This window comes from Ralstonia sp. RL (assembly GCF_001683835.1).
Lineage (GTDB): Bacteria > Pseudomonadota > Gammaproteobacteria > Burkholderiales > Burkholderiaceae > Ralstonia > Ralstonia mannitolilytica.
The window spans coordinates 1-15,823 of the sequence record NZ_LWRX01000060.1 but is presented as its reverse complement, the minus strand read 5'-3'; the positions used below and the strand labels follow the sequence as shown (position 1 = coordinate 15,823).

General features: G+C 66.5%; 12 protein-coding genes. 8 read left to right on the top strand and 4 right to left on the bottom strand.

What is annotated here, in order from left to right; genetic code table 11:
• The first annotated feature begins 264 nt into the window (after positions 1–264).
• From A6M56_RS07275 to A6M56_RS07245, 7 genes are all read left to right on the top strand, one after another.
• Complete coding sequence (locus A6M56_RS07275; RefSeq protein ID WP_045219497.1) at positions 265–1,176, top strand: amidohydrolase family protein; 912 nt, start codon at positions 265–267, stop codon at positions 1,174–1,176.
• Between the two features lie 29 nt (positions 1,177–1,205).
• The gene (locus tag A6M56_RS07270) at positions 1,206–2,129 is read left to right on the top strand and encodes an amidohydrolase family protein (protein ID WP_102079090.1); all 924 of its coding nucleotides are present in this window, start codon (positions 1,206–1,208) and stop codon (positions 2,127–2,129) included.
• A 63-nt stretch (positions 2,130–2,192) separates the two neighbouring features.
• Positions 2,193–3,584 (top strand): UbiD family decarboxylase, encoded by a 1,392-nt coding sequence (locus tag A6M56_RS07265; RefSeq protein WP_102079091.1) that lies wholly within the window; start codon positions 2,193–2,195, stop codon positions 3,582–3,584.
• A complete protein-coding gene (locus A6M56_RS07260; RefSeq protein WP_219622874.1) occupies positions 3,581–4,222 on the top strand; it encodes a UbiX family flavin prenyltransferase in 642 nt (213 codons plus the stop codon). Before A6M56_RS07265 ends, A6M56_RS07260 begins: the two co-directional genes overlap by 4 nt.
• Complete coding sequence (locus A6M56_RS07255) at positions 4,219–5,343, top strand: CobW family GTP-binding protein (protein WP_102079092.1); 1,125 nt, start codon at positions 4,219–4,221, stop codon at positions 5,341–5,343. Before A6M56_RS07260 ends, A6M56_RS07255 begins: the two co-directional genes overlap by 4 nt.
• 79 nt (positions 5,344–5,422) lie before the next feature.
• The gene (locus A6M56_RS07250; RefSeq protein ID WP_102079093.1) at positions 5,423–6,766 is read left to right on the top strand and encodes a nucleobase:cation symporter-2 family protein; all 1,344 of its coding nucleotides are present in this window, start codon (positions 5,423–5,425) and stop codon (positions 6,764–6,766) included.
• Between the two features lie 19 nt (positions 6,767–6,785).
• A complete protein-coding gene (locus A6M56_RS07245; RefSeq protein WP_102079446.1) occupies positions 6,786–8,174 on the top strand; it encodes an amidohydrolase family protein in 1,389 nt (462 codons plus the stop codon).
• Between the two features lie 4 nt (positions 8,175–8,178).
• Here the strand turns inward: A6M56_RS07245 and A6M56_RS07240 are convergent, their stop codons facing one another.
• From A6M56_RS07240 to cphA (A6M56_RS07225), 4 genes are all read right to left on the bottom strand, one after another.
• Positions 8,179–8,691, bottom strand: coding sequence for a GNAT family N-acetyltransferase (locus tag A6M56_RS07240; protein ID WP_102079094.1), 513 nt, complete (start codon positions 8,689–8,691; stop codon positions 8,179–8,181).
• Positions 8,688–9,269: a flavin reductase family protein gene (locus A6M56_RS07235; protein ID WP_045219485.1), complete on the bottom strand. Its 582-nt coding sequence runs from the start codon at positions 9,267–9,269 to the stop codon at positions 8,688–8,690. Before A6M56_RS07235 ends, A6M56_RS07240 begins: the two co-directional genes overlap by 4 nt.
• 126 nt (positions 9,270–9,395) lie before the next feature.
• Positions 9,396–11,963: a cyanophycin synthetase gene (cphA, locus tag A6M56_RS07230; protein ID WP_062738770.1), complete on the bottom strand. Its 2,568-nt coding sequence runs from the start codon at positions 11,961–11,963 to the stop codon at positions 9,396–9,398.
• Positions 11,964–11,990: 27 nt separating this feature from the next.
• Entirely contained in the window at positions 11,991–14,651 is a 2,661-nt protein-coding gene (gene cphA / locus A6M56_RS07225) for a cyanophycin synthetase (protein ID WP_045219481.1), read from the bottom strand.
• Positions 14,652–14,944: 293 nt separating this feature from the next.
• On the opposite strand from cphA (A6M56_RS07225), the gene A6M56_RS07220 reads away from it, so the two are divergent.
• Positions 14,945–15,823: ABC transporter transmembrane domain-containing protein (locus A6M56_RS07220; RefSeq protein WP_286757938.1), on the top strand; the 879-nt coding region annotated here is incomplete at its 3' end.

Here is a 15,823-nt window from a genome sequence, read left to right as displayed (position 1 = left end):
TGCCGACCGACTTGCCGACCGACTTGCCGACCGACTTGCCGACCGACTTGCCGATATCGGCAGCGTATCAAGACCGCCGCCAAATAGTATTGGCCGGCCCCCGGCCCTGACTCCGATACTGCGCCCCAAGCAGCACGCATCCGGCATCACGCGATCCGGCGAGGGGAAGGCACACGCCTAGCAAAGAGCGCCGCGCTGCAGGACGTGCCTGCCCTCACCGGGAAGCCATCACGCGCTTCCTCCCAGTCATCAGGAGATCCAACGATGATCATCGACATCAGCTGCTACCCCACCGACCTGGTGGACCTCGCGTGGTGGCACGACGGCGACCCCTTTACCGGCGAGCGCCTGCTCGAAATGATGGACGGCCCTTACATGATCAACGGCAAGCCGCGCCGTATCGACAAGGCCTTCATCCAGCCGCCGCAGGGCAACACCATCTACACGTGGACGGACGGCGAGCTTTCGGGCCGCGAGTCCATCGACGCCTACATGGCGTACACGCTCAAGATGGTGCAGACCTATCCCGACCGCTTCATCGGGTGCTTCGTCTACAACCCGCGCTGCGGCGTGCAGAACGGCGTGGAGGCCATCGAGCGCTACGTCAAGGAGCACGGATTCAAGATGGTCCAGATGCAGGCCAACATGCACGCCTACCGGCCGGACCGCGCGCTGGACTGGGTGATGCCCGCGTTCGAGAAATGCGCCGAGCTGGGCGTGCCCGTCAAGCTGCATACGGGCGACGGCCCCTACAGCATTCCGTCGGAATGGATTCCGATGATCAAGCGCTTCCCGAACGTCGATTTCATCATGGCGCACTTCGGCGTGCAGACCGGCGGCGTCTACGTGTTCGAGCCGATGCAGTGGGCGATGGAGCTGCCCAACGTGTATTGCGAATCGGGCTGGTGCCTGCAGTCGCGCATCGTCGAATTTGCCAAGGTGCTGCCCAAGCACAAGATCCTGTTCGGCACCGACACGCCGCCCAACGAGCCCGGCATGTGGCTGCGTCTGCTGGAAGTCTTGTGCATGGACCCGCCGCAGGGCCTGAACCTTGATGAAGACACGCTCGAGGATTACCTGGGCAACAACATCGCCCGCATGATCGGCCTGGAGCCGACCCGTCCGCCCAAGACCGTGGCCGAAGCCGAAGCGCAGCTCGCGCTGGCTACCGCCTGAGCCACCGCAGACCGCACGGAGCGCAACACATGATTATCGATACCCATCTGCACCCAACCAACCTCGTCGACGAGGCCTGGCGCCACACCGGCACGCCGTTCAACGGCGAGCGCATGATCCAGCTGATGGACGGCCCGTACATGATCAACGGCAAGCCCCGCCGCATCGACATGGGCTTCATCCAGCCACCGCCGGGCAACACCGGCTACCGCGACGGCAACCGACGCGGCCGCGAAGGCATTCGCGACTACATGGCGTACATCGCCGAACTGACGCAGAAGCACCCGGACCGCTTCATCGGCAACTTCACCTACAATCCGCGCTGGGGCCCGGAGAACGGCGCGGCGGAGCTGGAATTCCACATCAAGGAATACGGCTTCAAGATGGTCAAGCTGCACGCCAACATGCACGGCTATCGGCCCGACCGCGCGCTCGACTGGCTGCGCCCGGCGATGAAGGTCTGCGCCAAGTACAACATCGTGGTCCTGATCCACACCGGCGACGGCCCGTACACCATCCCGACGATGTTCTACCCGATCATCCGCGAGTTCCCGATGGTGAACTTCATCATCGGCCACTTCGGTATCCAGACCGGCGGCAACTACTCGTTCGAAGCGTTCTGGATGGCAATGGACACGCCCAACGTGTACTGCGAATCCGGCTGGTGCTTCCAGTCGCGCATCGTCGAATTTGCGAAGCAGTTGCCGCGCGACAAGATCGTCTTCGGGACCGATTCGCCGCCCAACGAGCCCGGCATGTGGCTGCGCGAGCTGGAGGTGCTGTGCTCGGCGCCGCCGCAGGGGCTGGGCATCGATGAGGACCACCTCGAAGACTATCTGGGCAACAACATTGCGCGACTGGTCGGCATCGAGCCCACCAAGCCGCCCAAGGACCTGGCCGAGGCGGAGCTTCGCCTGAAGTCGACCTACGTCCAGACAGCAGAAGCGGCCTGAGCGCCGATCCCGCGGGCGCCGTGCCTCTGTGGTGTTCGGCGCCCGCCTCTAGCGAGGTGTGCCATGAGCATGACCCGGCTTGGCGAAGGCCAGGATTTCCACGTCTTCGCCAATCTCTACCGCGAGCTGTATCCCGAAGATGTGCTGACGGTGCGCCACGGCATCTCCGCCGACCAGGACGTCACCGCCGTCATCGATCAGCTTGCTGCGCGCAACCAGACCCCCATGCTGGTCTGCGAGCAGGTCAGCGGCCTGCAGGTACCGCTGGTCACCAACGTCTTTGCCTCGCGGTCACGGCTGGCACGGTTGTTCGACGTGTTGCCGCATCAACTGCACGATGCCTTCCAGGCACGCGCCAATGCGCCCATCGCACCGCGTGTCGTCTCGCACGGCCCCATCACCGACGAGGTGATCGAAGGTGACGCGGTCGACGTTGCGCTGCTGCCGATGATCAAGCACTTCGAGAGCGACCGCGCGCCCTACATTACCAACGCCATCATCGTGGCCGAGGATCCGGTGACGGGCGTGGCCAACATGAGCTATCACCGCTCGATGCGCCACGCACGCAACGCACTGGCGACGAGCCTGCACTCGCGCGGCCACCTGTGGCGCATGCTGCAGACCGCGCGCGAACGCGGCGACGTGCTGCGCGTGGCGATGGTGGTAGGCGCGCATCCGCTGTTCATGCTGGCCGCCGCCGCCCGCCTGCCCTTTGGCGCTGACGAACGCGCCGTGGCGGGTGGCCTGCTCGGCGCGCCGCTCGATATCGTCCGCACGCCGCGCTACGGCATCGGCGTGCCGGCGGCAGCGGAGTTCGTGCTCGAAGGCACCATCGACCCCGCGGCGTATGCAGAAGAAGGCCCGTTCGGTGAATTCACCGGCTATTCGTCCGACCGCTCCACCAACAATGTGCTGCGCATCGATGCCCTGATGCGTCGGCGCGATGCGTGGCTGGTCGACGTGGTGGGCGGCCCGTACGCCGAGCATCTGACGCTGGCCCGCCTGCCCCGCGAAGCCGAGATGAGCGAAAAGCTCAAGGCGCGCTTCCCATCGGTGACGGCGCTGCACTATCCGAACTCGGGCACGCACTTCCATTGCTACGTGGCGCTCAACCCGACGCGCGACGGCGAGGCGCGGCAGGTCATGCTGGCGCTGCTCGGCTGGGATCCGTACCTCAAGACTGTGATTGCCGTGGATTCCGATATCGACCTGCAGCAGGACGAGCAGGTGCTGTGGGCCATGGCCACGCACTTCCAGCCGCACCAGGATGTGTTCATGGTCGATGGCCTGCCCGGCAGCCCGCTCGATCCGTCATCGTCCGTGCACGGCACGACTTCGCGCATGGGCATCGACGCCACGCGCGGCGCCGGCTTCGAAGGCATCCGCGCACGCATCGATCCGCAGGCGATTGCCCGCGCGGGCGACATCCTCCGTCAGGCCGGAGTGCGTCCATGAGCGTGCGCCACCCTCGCGCTCCCGCCCGGCCGCGCATGGTGGTCGGCATCAGCGGTGCATCGGGCTTCGTCTACGGCGTGCGGCTGCTGGAACTGCTGCGCGCGCTCGATGTGGAGACGCACCTCGTCGTCACACGTTCTGCGCTGCTGACGATGGCGCACGAAACGCCGTACAAGCTGGCCGACGTGATCGATCGCGCTACGCATTACCACCGCGCGGACGACATGGCCGCCGGCATTGCCAGCGGATCGTTTCGCGCGCTGGGCATGATCGTGGCGCCGTGCTCGATGAAGTCTTTGGCGGAAATTGCCACGGGCGTCTCGTCGACGCTGCTGACACGCGCGGCAGACGTCACGCTCAAGGAGCGCCGTCCGCTTGTACTGATGGCGCGCGAGACGCCATTCACGCTCGCACACCTGCGCAACATGCAGGCCGTCACGGAGATGGGCGCCATCGTCGCGCCGCCCGTACCGGCCTTCTATGCGCGGCCCAATACGTTGGACGACATGATCGACCACACCCTCGGCCGCGTGCTCGACCTGTTCGGGCTCGATGCCGGCACCGCCCTGCGCTGGGGCGAAGAAGCCTTACCTGCCTTAGTCCGTACCCCACCCACGCTCGACAAGGAGACAACATGAAACCCCAAGCCACGGCCCACGCCACGCTTCCCGGCCCGAACACCAAGATTCCGGTCACCATCCTCACCGGCTTTCTCGGCGCCGGCAAAACCACGCTGCTGAACTTCATCCTGCGCGAAAACCACGGCCGCAAGATCGCCGTGATCGAAAACGAATTTGGTGAAGTCGGCATCGACGGCGGCCTCGTCATGGCATCCGAAAACGAAGAGATCTACGAGATGGTCAACGGCTGCGTGTGCTGCACGGCCGAGGTCCGCGAAGACCTCGTGCGCATCGTGCGCCAGCTTGTCGCGCGGCCCGAGCGACTGGACCACATCCTGGTGGAAACCAGCGGCCTGGCCGATCCGTATCCGGTGGCGCAGTCGTTCTTCATCGACGACCCGATTGCAGAACATGTCGAGCTTGACGCCATCGTGACCATGGTCGACGCCAAGCACATCGCCGCGCATCTGGACGACCTGCAGCTGGACGGTGTCGACAACCAGGCCGTCGACCAGATCGTCTGTGCAGACCGCATCGTCATCAACAAGGTGGACCTTGTGGGCCGCGACGACATCGACGCGCTGCGCGGGCGCATCCGCGGCTTGAACGCCACGGCCGACATCGTCACCTCCAGCTACGCCCAGGTCGATCTGAACAAGATCATCGGGGTCGGCGCGTTCGAGGCGACGCAGAAGCTGCTGGAGATCGGCGCAGACGCCGGCCACGGCGAGCATGACGCGCACGACCATGAACATGACCACGAACATGAACATGTACATGCTCACGCCGGCGCTCACGAGCATGAGCATGAGCACGAACATGAGCTCGACCACCAGCATGATCCGAGCGTCTCATCAGTGGGTTTTGACGTGCCGGCCGACGTGGATCTCGTGCGCTTTCATACGTGGATCGACACCCTGCGCACCGAGCAGGCGGAAACGCTGTTCCGCATGAAGGGCATCCTGGCGGTGAAAGGTCAGCCACAGCGCTACGTGCTGCAGGGCGTGCACAGCCTCATCGACTTTCGCGCAACGCAGCCGTGGGGCAGCGACGCGCGCAGCAGCAAGATCGTCTTCATCGGCCGCGACCTCGATCGTGCGGCCCTGCAGGACGGTTTCAACGCGTGTCTGGCGGCGTGAGCATGCCATGACATGACATCCCCCTGACCCGAGGGCGGCTCCTGGCACGCCCCGGGCATGACAACGATAGGAGACAACCATGACAACAGCCGTACACCCGGTCGACCAGATTCTGTCGACCCGACAGATGTTGACGTTGGGCTTGCAGCATATGGCGGTGTCGTACATCGGCGCCATCGCGGTACCGATGATCATCGCGTCGGCGCTCAAGATGTCGCAGGCGGACACCATTGTGCTCATCAGCACCACGTTGTTCTGCTCGGGCATCGCCACGCTGTTACAGACCATCGGGTTCTGGAAGTTCGGGGTACGGCTGCCGATCCTGCAGGGGGTGGCGTTCAGCAGCGTGGGGCCGGTGATCGCCATCGGCACCAACCCTGCCGTAGGTTTCGCGGGCGTGTGCGGTGCGGTCATTGCGGCCGGGCTGTTTACGCTGCTCGCCGCACCGCTGGTGGGGCGGCTGCGGCGATTTTTTCCACCGGTGGTCACGGGCTGCATCGTGACCGTCATCGGCCTGCAGCTCTTTCCCGTCGCCTATGACTGGGTGGGCGGCGGACGCAACGCTGCCAACTTCGGTGCGCCATCGTTTCTGCTGGTGGCCGCGGTGGTGGTCGCCACCATCCTCCTCATCAACCGCTTCGGCAGCCCGCTGCTGCGCAACCTCGCTGTGCTGGTGGGCATGATCGTCGGCACGTTGCTGGGCTGCGCCATGGGCATGGGCAACTTCCACGGCGTGGCAGACGCGCCATGGGTCACGCTGCCGGTGCCGTTCCACTTTGGGGTGCCTGTATTCGCCGTGATCCCCGCGCTGACGATGATCGTGGTGATGATCGTGCAGATGGTGGAGTCGATGGGCTTGTTCCTGGCCATCGGCGACATCGTCGAAAAGCCGATCGAAGAAGAGGAAGCTATCAACGGCCTGCGCGCCAACGGTCTGGCCAGCGCCATCGCCGGCATGTTCGCCGCATTCCCCTTCATCGCCTTCATGGAAAACGTCGGGCTCGTGGTGCTCACCGGCGTGCGCAGCCGCTGGGTGGTGGCCGTGAGCGGCGTGCTGATGTGCCTCGTTGCGCTGGTGCCCAAGGCGGGCGCCGTGATTGCGGCCACGCCGACAGCCGCATTGGGCGGCGCGGGCATCGCCATGTTTGGCGTGGTGGCCGCGGCGGGCATCCAGACCCTGGCGCGCGTCGACTACGAGCACAACCGCTACAACGTGCTCATCGTCGGCTTCACGATTGCCGCCGCGCTGGTACCGGTGCTGGCGCCGACGTTGTTCAAGCAGCTGCCCGACTGGTCGCAGCCGTTCCTCCACAGCGGCGTGGTCATCGCCTGCCTGGTGTCGGTGGCGCTGAACCTGCTGCTCAACGGTACCGAAGAAGCGCACGTGCCCGCGTCGGTCGTGCGCACGGCGGGCCGCGCCTGATTTTCCAATGGACCTCTCCATGCACAACACGCCTCAAGACATCCTCATCCGCCGCCCCTTGGCCGTCATGACCGGCCTGCGTGGTGACGCAGCACGCGCCGGTGCGGTCGACATCCGCATCGCCGGCGGCCGCATCGCCGAGATGGGCCCCGACCTCATGCCCCGCCCCGGCGAGCGCGTCATCGACGCCAGCGACTGCATCGTCTACCCGGGCTGGATCAACACGCATCACCACCTGTTCCAGAACCTGCTCAAAGCCGTGCCGGAAGGCATGAACCAGGATCTGCAAGGGTGGCTGGCCAGCGTGCCGTATCCGCGCCTGCCGCTGTTCACGCCGGAGCTGATGCGCACGGCTGCGCGCCTGGGCATGGCGGAGCTGCTGCTGTCGGGCGCCACCACCTGCGCCGATCACCACTACCTCTACCACGCAGGCGGCGGCACCGAATCGGGCGACATGCTGTTCGACGTGGCCGATGAATTCGGCATGCGCCTCGTGCTCTGCCGTGGCGGCGCCATCGAATCGGCCAGCAGCCACCCGGGCTTCTCGAAGACGGCGTTGCAGCCCGAAACGCTCGACCAGATGCTGGCCGACATCGAGCGGCTCAAGCACCGCTATCACGACGACGCACCCGATGCGATGCGCCGCGTCGTGGTGGCGCCGACCACACCGACGTTCTCGTTGCCGCCGGCATTGCTGGTCGAGCTGGCGCGTGCCGCGCGCGGGATGCACCTGCGCATGCATACGCATTTGTCGGAAACCGACAATTACGTGCGCTTCTGCCGCGAGAAATACAACTGTCTGCCCGTGGAGTTCGTGGCCGAGCACGAGTGGCTGGGCCCGGACGTCTGGTTTGCCCACCTCGTGCACCTGCAGCCGTCGGAGATTCGCATGCTGGCCCAGACGGGCAGCGGCATCGCGCACTGCCCGGTCAGCAACAGCCGGCTGGGCAGCGGCATCGCACCGGTGCCGCAACTGGCGGCGGCCGGCGTGCCGGTGTCATTGGGCGTGGACGGCGTGGCGTCCAACGAATCGGGCAGCATGACCGGCGAGGTCAACACCGCGTGGCTCATCCACCGTGCCACGCAAGGTGCCGGCGCCACCACCGCCGAAGACGTCATTCACTGGGCGACCGCAGGCGGTGCGCGCGTGCTCGGCTTGAGTGAGGTCGGCACGCTGCAGGTCGGGCAAGCCGCCGATCTGGTGCTCTACGACATCAACCACCCGCGCTTCTACGGCTTCCACGACCCCGCGCTCGCGCCTGTGGTCGCCGGCGAGCCCATCACCGTGCGCACCAGCATCATCGGCGGGCGGGTTGTGGTGGACGAAGGGGTGGTGTGCGGGCTCGATGTGGCGAGCATCCGCGCCGAAGCCAGCCGGGGCGTGGCCGACCTGATGGCGTGTGCTTGACGGTTCAGACGTCGAGCCGCAGCGCCATGTGTTCTTCGTCGTAGAAGCGGTCACCGACACGCATGGCGCGGCGCTCGACGCCGAAGGTCTCGAAACCCGCGTTGCGATACAGCGTTTGCGCACGCGGGTTCTCGGCATTGACACACAGGTGGATCTGCAACACGCGCGCCGCACGCGCATGCGCAATGGCGGCGTCGAGCAGACGTCCCGCAATACCGCCTCGCCGATGCGCCGGGTCAACAAACACGCCCCACAGCACGGCCTTGTGGGAAACCTGCGCCAGCGGCTCGCGACGCAGTCCGGCAATGCCAATCAGCTCCGGCCCCGCAAATGCACCGAACACGATCTGATGCTCGGTCGCCCGGATGCGGTTGGAGGTTTCCTCCAGCGTGCGGCCCGACTCTTCATCGTGCGTCGGCCAGATGGCGGTCGGCGCATCTTGAATGGCCTTCAGGCGCAGGGCCTTGAACGCCGCAGCATCCTCATCGATCAACGGGCGGATGGCGATGTCGCTCATGGTTGTTTGGCTTCGACGGTAAATGCATCGCCGGTTTCGAAGAACGCGCCGCCCGCGAGGTAGTGCACGGTCTTGCTGCCCGCATCGGTAAAGTGCCAGCGGCCGTTGCTGAACAGCGCCGGATCCGCCCAGGCGGCGGTCACTTCAGCGATGAAGAGGTCGTAACGCTTCTCGTTGTGCGGTTCGGGAATGACGCGGCATTCCAGCCACCCTGCGCAGCCTGCGACGAGTGGCACGTCGATCGTGCGGGCGGGCACCGTGGCCAGGCCGAGCGCATCGAACTTGTCGCCGTCCCGGCCAGACAGCGTGCCCACCGTGAGCGTGGTCTCGGCAATTGCGCGGGTGGGGATGTTGAGCGCGAATACGCCCGAAGCTTCGATCAGTTCACGCGTGAGCGTGCGGCTGTCCACGACGACCACGACCTTGGGCGGATCGAAGTCGAGCGGCATCGCCCACGCGGCGGCCATGATGTTGCGCACGCCGTTGTGGGCGGTGGTAACCAGCGTGGTCGGACCGTGGTTGAGTAGGCGGTAGGACTTGGCCAGTTCCACTGGGGCCAGGGGGATGGGGGTGGACATGATGGTGAGGATGTGTTTGGTGTGTTGGGAGTGGTTTTTGCCTTGTTCTTTTGTTGGTGGTGCCTCCCCCAGGGACAAAAAAACCATCCCAACAAAAACCCCAGCAAACTTCACTGGGGTTCCAATTCACTCAGCAACACGCTTGGCAATATGCTCCAACGCCTCCTCCACCTGATCAATCAAGATCAGGCAAAGGTCGCCAGGCTGCAACCGCCCGAGCGCCGTATCGATCGCAAGAAATTCTCCGCGGATCTCTTCAACGTAGCGGGTGCGCTGCGCACCCTCCAGGCCCTCGCGCAGTAGCGCCAGCACTTCCCCATCCGCACGCCCACGCTGGCACTGGTCTTCATACAGCACCACGTCATCAAACACGCCGCCGAGAATCTGCGTCTGCTTGCGGATGTCTTCGTCGCGCCGGTCCCCCGCGCCGCTGATCACCACCACCCGCCGCTTGGCCGGCATCGTGGCCACCGCGTTGCACAGCGCCTGGATGGCATCTGGGTTGTGGCCGTAATCGGCGATCAGGGTGGCGCCCTTGTAGTCGAACAGGTTGAAGCGGCCCGGTGCCGTGGCGGCGTCGTTCACGAACGTGGCCAGGCCGCGCCGGATGATCGCCCAGTCGATCCCGAGCGCCCACGCGGCGGCGATCGACGACATTGCGTTCTCGACCTGGAAGCCGATCGTGCCGTTGCGCGTGAGCGGGATGTCCGCCAGGGCGATGCGCGTTTCGCTTGCGCCTTCGGCAGCGACGATCTCCGCGCCATCGACGAACACCACGCGCTTGCCCTGCGCACGGTGCAGCGCCATGGTCGGCAGGCTGGGGTCGTGCGCGAAGAACGTCACGGAGCCCGGGCAGCCGTCGGCCATGCGGGCGACCATCGGGTCGGCGGCGTTGAGCACGGCCATGCCGCGCGGCGCCACGTTGCGCACGATCACGCTCTTGAGCACCGCCAGGTCTTCGACGGTGCTGATGTAGTTCAGCCCGAGGTGGTCGCCTTCGCCTACATTGGTCACCACGGCCACGTCGCAGCAGTCAAAGGCCAGACCCTCGCGCAGCAGCCCGCCGCGCGCGGTTTCGAACACGGCGGCATCCACGTCCGGATGCAGCAGCACATTGCGGGCGCTGCGCGGGCCGGAGCAATCGCCGGTGTCGATGCGCTGGCCCTGGATGTAGACGCCGTCGGTACCCGTCATGCCCATACGCAGGCCGCTGCAGGCCAGCAGATGCGTGATCAGGCGGACCGTCGTGGTCTTGCCGTTGGTACCCGACACCGCCACCACGGGGATGCGGCCATCGTCGCCGTCGGCAAACATCGTCGAGATGATGGCCTCACCAACGGCGCGGCCCTTGCCGTAGGAAGGCTGCAGGTGCATGCGCAAACCCGGTGCGGCGTTGACTTCGACGATGCCGCCCGCCTGGTCCTCGAACGGCTTGAGCATCGTCTCGCACACAGCGTCCACGCCGCAGATGTCGAGGCCGACCATCTGCGCCGCGGCCACCGCACGCGCGGCGATGGCGGGGTGGACGTCGTCGGTCACGTCGGTCGCGGTGCCGCCGGTGGACAGGTTCGCGTTGTTGCGCAACACCACGCGCGTGCCCTTGGGGGGCACGGAATCGGCGGTCAGGCCCTGCTTGGCCAGCGTGGCCAGGGCGATGTCGTCAAAGCGGATCTTCGTGAGCGACGTGGCATGGCCTTCGCCACGGCGCGGGTCGCGGTTCACCTCGTCGACGAGCTCGCGCACCGTGTGCTTGCCGTCGCCGATGACCTGCGGCGGATCGCGGCGCGCGGCGGCCACCAGCTGCTTGCCCACGACGAGCAGGCGGAAATCATGGCCGGGGATGTAGCGCTCGACGATCACGTCGGAGGAAATCTCGGCGGCCACTTCGTAGGCCGTCATCACTTCCTCGCGGGTGCGGATGCGCACGGCCACACCCTTGCCCTGGTTGCCGTCGCGCGGCTTGACGACCACGGGGCCGTCGATCTCCTGCGCGGCGGCCCAGGCTTCCTCGGCGCTGCCCACCGAGCGGCCCAGCGGTACGGGCACGCCGGCCGCATGCAGCAGCGTCTTCGTCAGTTCCTTGTCCTGCGCAATCGATTCCGCCACGGCGCTCGTCATGTCGGTTTCTGCGGCCTGGATGCGGCGCTGCTTGCTGCCCCAGCCGAACTGCACCATCGAGCCCTGCGTGAGGCGCCGGTACGGAATGCCCCGCGCCACGGCGGCCTGGACGATGGAGCCGGTGCTCGGTCCGAGGCGCACGTCTTCATCGAGATCGCGCAGGCGGTGCAGCGCGTCGTCCAGGTCGAACGGCTGGTCGTCGCGCGCGGCCAGGCAGAGCTGGCCGGCCAGTTCAAACGCCAGCCGGCCGACTTCCTCTTCGCTGTACTCCACCACCACCTGGTACGTGCCCGGCTCGAGCGTGGGCTCGGTATGACTGAACGTGACCGGGCAGCCGGCGGCCGCCTGCAGGCCCAGTGCCGCCGCTTCGAGCGCATGCGCCATCGACGGCGCGCCGGCTTCGTCATGGGGGCGCAGCGGCCCGATGGCCGGAAACCGTGCGCGCAACCGGTCTTCAAAGCCCGGCAGCTCGGCCAGCAGGTGCGATTGGTCCGAGCACGCCACGATGGCTTCGATGGCCGTGTGACGACACCAGAGATTCGGGCCGCGCAGGGCCCGGATGCGAGAGACTTCCATACCGTCGATTTCGTTGTGCTTGGGGCTTCAGGCTGCGCGTTCGGCGCGGCCCATCCACTGATGGACTTGCTCGACCGTGCCCTCGATCGCGCATTCGTCGCATTGCAGGACCAGCAGATCGCCGGCCTTCAATTGCGACAGCGCGGCTTCCACCGCCTCGCGTCGTTCGCCGCCTTCCACGACGATCTCCGCGACGCGGCCGCCTTGCTGCAGGCCCTGCTTGAGCAGCGCGCGCGCGTGGCTGCCGAAGCGCGCATCGTCATGCCTGACGCTCGTGTCTTCACACAGCAGCACGCGGTCGAACGTCTTGCCGATGACCGCGCCCTGCGCCAGCAGGTCTTCGTCGCGGCGCTTCAGGCCTGCGCCGAACACCAGTGTGCGCCGCTGCGCCGGGAAGTTGTCGAGCGCTGCCGCCAGCGCCTCGAGCGCCGACGTGTTGTGCGCATCGTCCACGACGATCGTGGCGCCGTTGTGCTGGATGAGGGTGAAGCGGCCCGGCACGTCGACCTGGCCCACGTCAAACGTGACGATGCCGGCGCGGATCAGGTCGTTGGAAATGCCCAGCGCCCAGCCCGTCGCCACGGCAGCCAGCACGTTTTCCACCTGGAACGGCACGCGTGCGCCGTATGTCAGCGGAATGGCCGACACGTCGACCAGCGCGGTCTCGGTCGCGCCAGCGGCGAGCACCACCTTGCCGTCACGCACGAACACGGCCCGTTTGCCGGCCGCACGGTGCGCCGCCAGGGCCGGCAGGTCGGCAGACAGCGCGAAGAAGATCACATCGCCGTCGCACAGCCCGGCCATCTCGACCAGGCGCGCGTCGGCTGCATTCAGTACGGCCACGCCGTTCCTGAGCACCACGTCCACCTGCGTCCGCAGCACGCTGTACATGCGGTCTTCGTCTTCGATGTAGAAGTCGCCCAGATGGTCGGGCTTGCCGAAGTTGGTGACCACGCCGACCTGGCAGCGGTCATACGGCAGACCCTGCGAGAGGATCATGCCGCTATCGTTTTCGAACACCGCGGCTTCGACCGCACGGTTCATCAGGATGCGGTGGCAGGCGTCCCACGCGGCACGGTCGCCGCGGCCACCGGCTTCGACGCGTCGGCGATCCAGGTACAGGCCGTCGCTGCAGCCCAGGCCCGTGTGCTTGCCGGAGAGCTGCAGCAGTTGCGCGACCATCTTCGCCACGACCGTCTTGCCGTTGGTGCCAGTGATGCCCACGACCGGAATGCGACCGTCGTCCTGCACGCCGTCCTCGTCTGAGAACAGGTGATCGACGATGGCGCGGCCCACGGGGCGCGGCGTGCCCTCGGCAGGGCGGATGTGCATCAGCAGCCCGGGCCCGGCGTTGACCTCCACAATGGCGCCGCGCTGCTCGTCGAGTGGGCGGGAGATGTCTTCGGCCACCAGGTCCACGCCCGCGATGTCCAGGCCGACGACGCGCGCGGCAAGCGCGGCATGCGCGGCCACGCTCGGGTGCACGCGGTCGGTCACGTCGAAGGCGACGTTGCCGTTGCGCTGGATGAGCACGCTGCGACCTGCGGGCGGCACGGCGCTGCCATCGGCATAGCCTTGGCGCTTGAGCTCGAGGCGCGCGGCCGAATCGAGCCGCACGAAGTTCAGCGGATGGTCTTCCGTGCTGCCGCGGCGCGGGTCGGAGTTGATCTGCGATTCGATCAGTTCTTCGATGGTCGACTTGCCATCGCCCACCACCGACGCCGTCTCGCCCATCGCCGCCGCGGCCACACGCCCGCCCACCACCAGCAGGCGGTGCTCGTTGCCCGGGATGAAGCGCTCGACGATCACGCCGCTGCCTTCTTCCATGGCTACCGCATAGGCGGTTTCCACTTCTTCGCGCGTGGTCAGGTTGGTGAATACGCCGCGGCCATGGTTGCCGTCATACGGCTTGACGACCACGGGCACGCCGATATCTTCGGCGGCATCCCAGGCGTCTTCGGCGCTGTCGACCATGCGGCCCTCGGGCACAGGCACGCCGCACGATTGCAGCAGGCTCTTGGTGAGATCCTTGTCGCGCGAAATGGACTCGGCAATGGCGCTGGTGCGGTCGGTCTCCGCCGTCCAGATGCGGCGCTGGCGCGCGCCGTAGCCCAGCTGCACGAGGTTGCCGTCCGACAGGCGGATCGACGGGATGTTGCGGTCGTCCGCTGCGTCGACGATGCAGGCGGTGCTCGGGCCGAGGCAGCGCTCGTCGACCATCTCGCGCAGCTGCCCGACCGCCGCATCGACGTCATACGGGCGGTCTTCGATGGCCGCCATGACCAGATCGCGCGCCGCCGCCAGGGCAGCGCGCGTCACCTCTTCGTGCCAGGCGCGCACGATCACCTTGTAGACGCCGCGCACGGGCGTTTCGCGGGCCTTGCCGAAACCGCCGGGCATGCCGGCCAGGTTCTGCAGCTCCAGCGTGACGTGTTCGAGGATGTGACCCGGCCACGTGCCTTCCTTCAGGCGCATCAGGAAGCCGCCGCGCACGCCGGGGCTGCAGCGGTGTTCGATCAGCGTGGGGAGCCACGTCGACAGGCGCTCGTAGAAACCCGGAATCGTGTTGGAGGGGAAATCCTCCAGTTCACCAATGTCGACCCATGCCTCGAGCACCGGCCGATATGTCCACATATTCGGGCCGCGCAGCGACATGACATCGAGAATCTCAATGTCCTTCTTCTTCATCAAATTTGCTTGAGGCAGTGGGCGGTGCGCCCGTGAAATTGGCCCGTGGAATCGAACCGTTACCTTTCAATAACGTTACAACGGCTTCGGCGTTGACCTCTTGAGCGCGGCGCGCGTTGTGCAACGCAACAATCCCGCCCGGGCACCTCCCCTATGTATACTTGCGAACAAAAATTTGCGGACCGGCAGACGCGCGGCTCCGCACTCTTGCTCTGATTTATGTTCGTCCTTTCTCCGTTTTGGGCCGTTTTTCGGGTCGTCGGGACGCGCTTTTTGAATTCTCTGCGCCGATCATGACCCATTCCTCCCCGTCGTCCACCCTGGCTCCTGCCTCAGCTTCCGCCCCCTGGAGCGCCGAACTGCTCACGAGTCTGGCGCCAGAAGAGGCCGTCCTGGCCGGGCTGCAGCTGGATCTGGACGAAAGGCTGCATTTTACCCAAGGCTGGCTGGTCGTTACGAACCGCCGCCTGATCGGGCGGGCGCCCGGCGCCCCTGGCCCGCAAAGCTGGGACATCGCGCCCGGCATGGTGCTGTCGCACACCGACCACGCCGGCGTGGGCACGCTGGAGCTGACTGACGGCCAGCGCCGTCTCGCCGCCTGGCGCTATACGCTGGGCCACAATGCCGAAGCCTTGCGCCTGGCCGACACGTTCGATGCCCAGCGCGCAGCGCTGACCGAAGGCGCGCAGGCCGCGCGGCCCGACACCGACGTCTGCCCGACCTGCAAGGCGCCGCTGCCGCCCGGCGAAGACACGTGCCCGCAATGCAGCCGCGAGCTGGAGCAGCCGCCCTCCACCTGGGCGCTGCTGCGGCTGTGGCGCTTCGCGCGCCCCTACCGCTGGGAGTTGCTGGCGGGCTTCGCCCTGCTGCTGCTGGGCACCGGCGCAACGCTCGTCCCGCCGTACCTCACCATGCCGCTGATGGACAACGTGCTGATCCCGTATCAGAACGGCAAGCCGGTCGACTACGGTCTGGTCACGCTCTACCTGTCGGGCCTGTTCGGCGCGGCGCTGGTGGCGTGGGCGCTGGGGTGGGCGCGCACGTACCTGCTGGCGCGCGTGTCGGAGCGCATCAGCGCCGACCTGCGCACGACCACCTACGAGCACCTGCTCAAGCTCTCGCTCGAATACTTCGGCGGCAAGCGCACCGGCGACCTGATGGCGCGCATCGGC

Bases quoted from the DNA above. Each gene is read 5' to 3' on its own strand.
- cphA (WP_045219481.1), bottom strand. From the start codon at position 14,651: ATGAAGAAGAAGGACATTGAGATTCTCGATGTCATGTCGCTGCGCGGC.
- A6M56_RS07265 (WP_102079091.1), top strand. From the start codon at position 2,193: ATGAGCATGACCCGGCTTGGCGAAGGCCAGGATTTCCACGTCTTCGCC.
- A6M56_RS07250 (WP_102079093.1), top strand. From the start codon at position 5,423: ATGACAACAGCCGTACACCCGGTCGACCAGATTCTGTCGACCCGACAG.
- A6M56_RS07270 (WP_102079090.1), top strand. From the start codon at position 1,206: ATGATTATCGATACCCATCTGCACCCAACCAACCTCGTCGACGAGGCC.
- A6M56_RS07235 (WP_045219485.1), bottom strand. From the start codon at position 9,269: ATGTCCACCCCCATCCCCCTGGCCCCAGTGGAACTGGCCAAGTCCTAC.
- A6M56_RS07260 (WP_219622874.1), top strand. From the start codon at position 3,581: ATGAGCGTGCGCCACCCTCGCGCTCCCGCCCGGCCGCGCATGGTGGTC.
- A6M56_RS07255 (WP_102079092.1), top strand. From the start codon at position 4,219: ATGAAACCCCAAGCCACGGCCCACGCCACGCTTCCCGGCCCGAACACC.
- A6M56_RS07275 (WP_045219497.1), top strand. From the start codon at position 265: ATGATCATCGACATCAGCTGCTACCCCACCGACCTGGTGGACCTCGCG.
- A6M56_RS07245 (WP_102079446.1), top strand. From the start codon at position 6,786: ATGCACAACACGCCTCAAGACATCCTCATCCGCCGCCCCTTGGCCGTC.
- cphA (WP_062738770.1), bottom strand. From the start codon at position 11,963: ATGGAAGTCTCTCGCATCCGGGCCCTGCGCGGCCCGAATCTCTGGTGT.
- A6M56_RS07240 (WP_102079094.1), bottom strand. From the start codon at position 8,691: ATGAGCGACATCGCCATCCGCCCGTTGATCGATGAGGATGCTGCGGCG.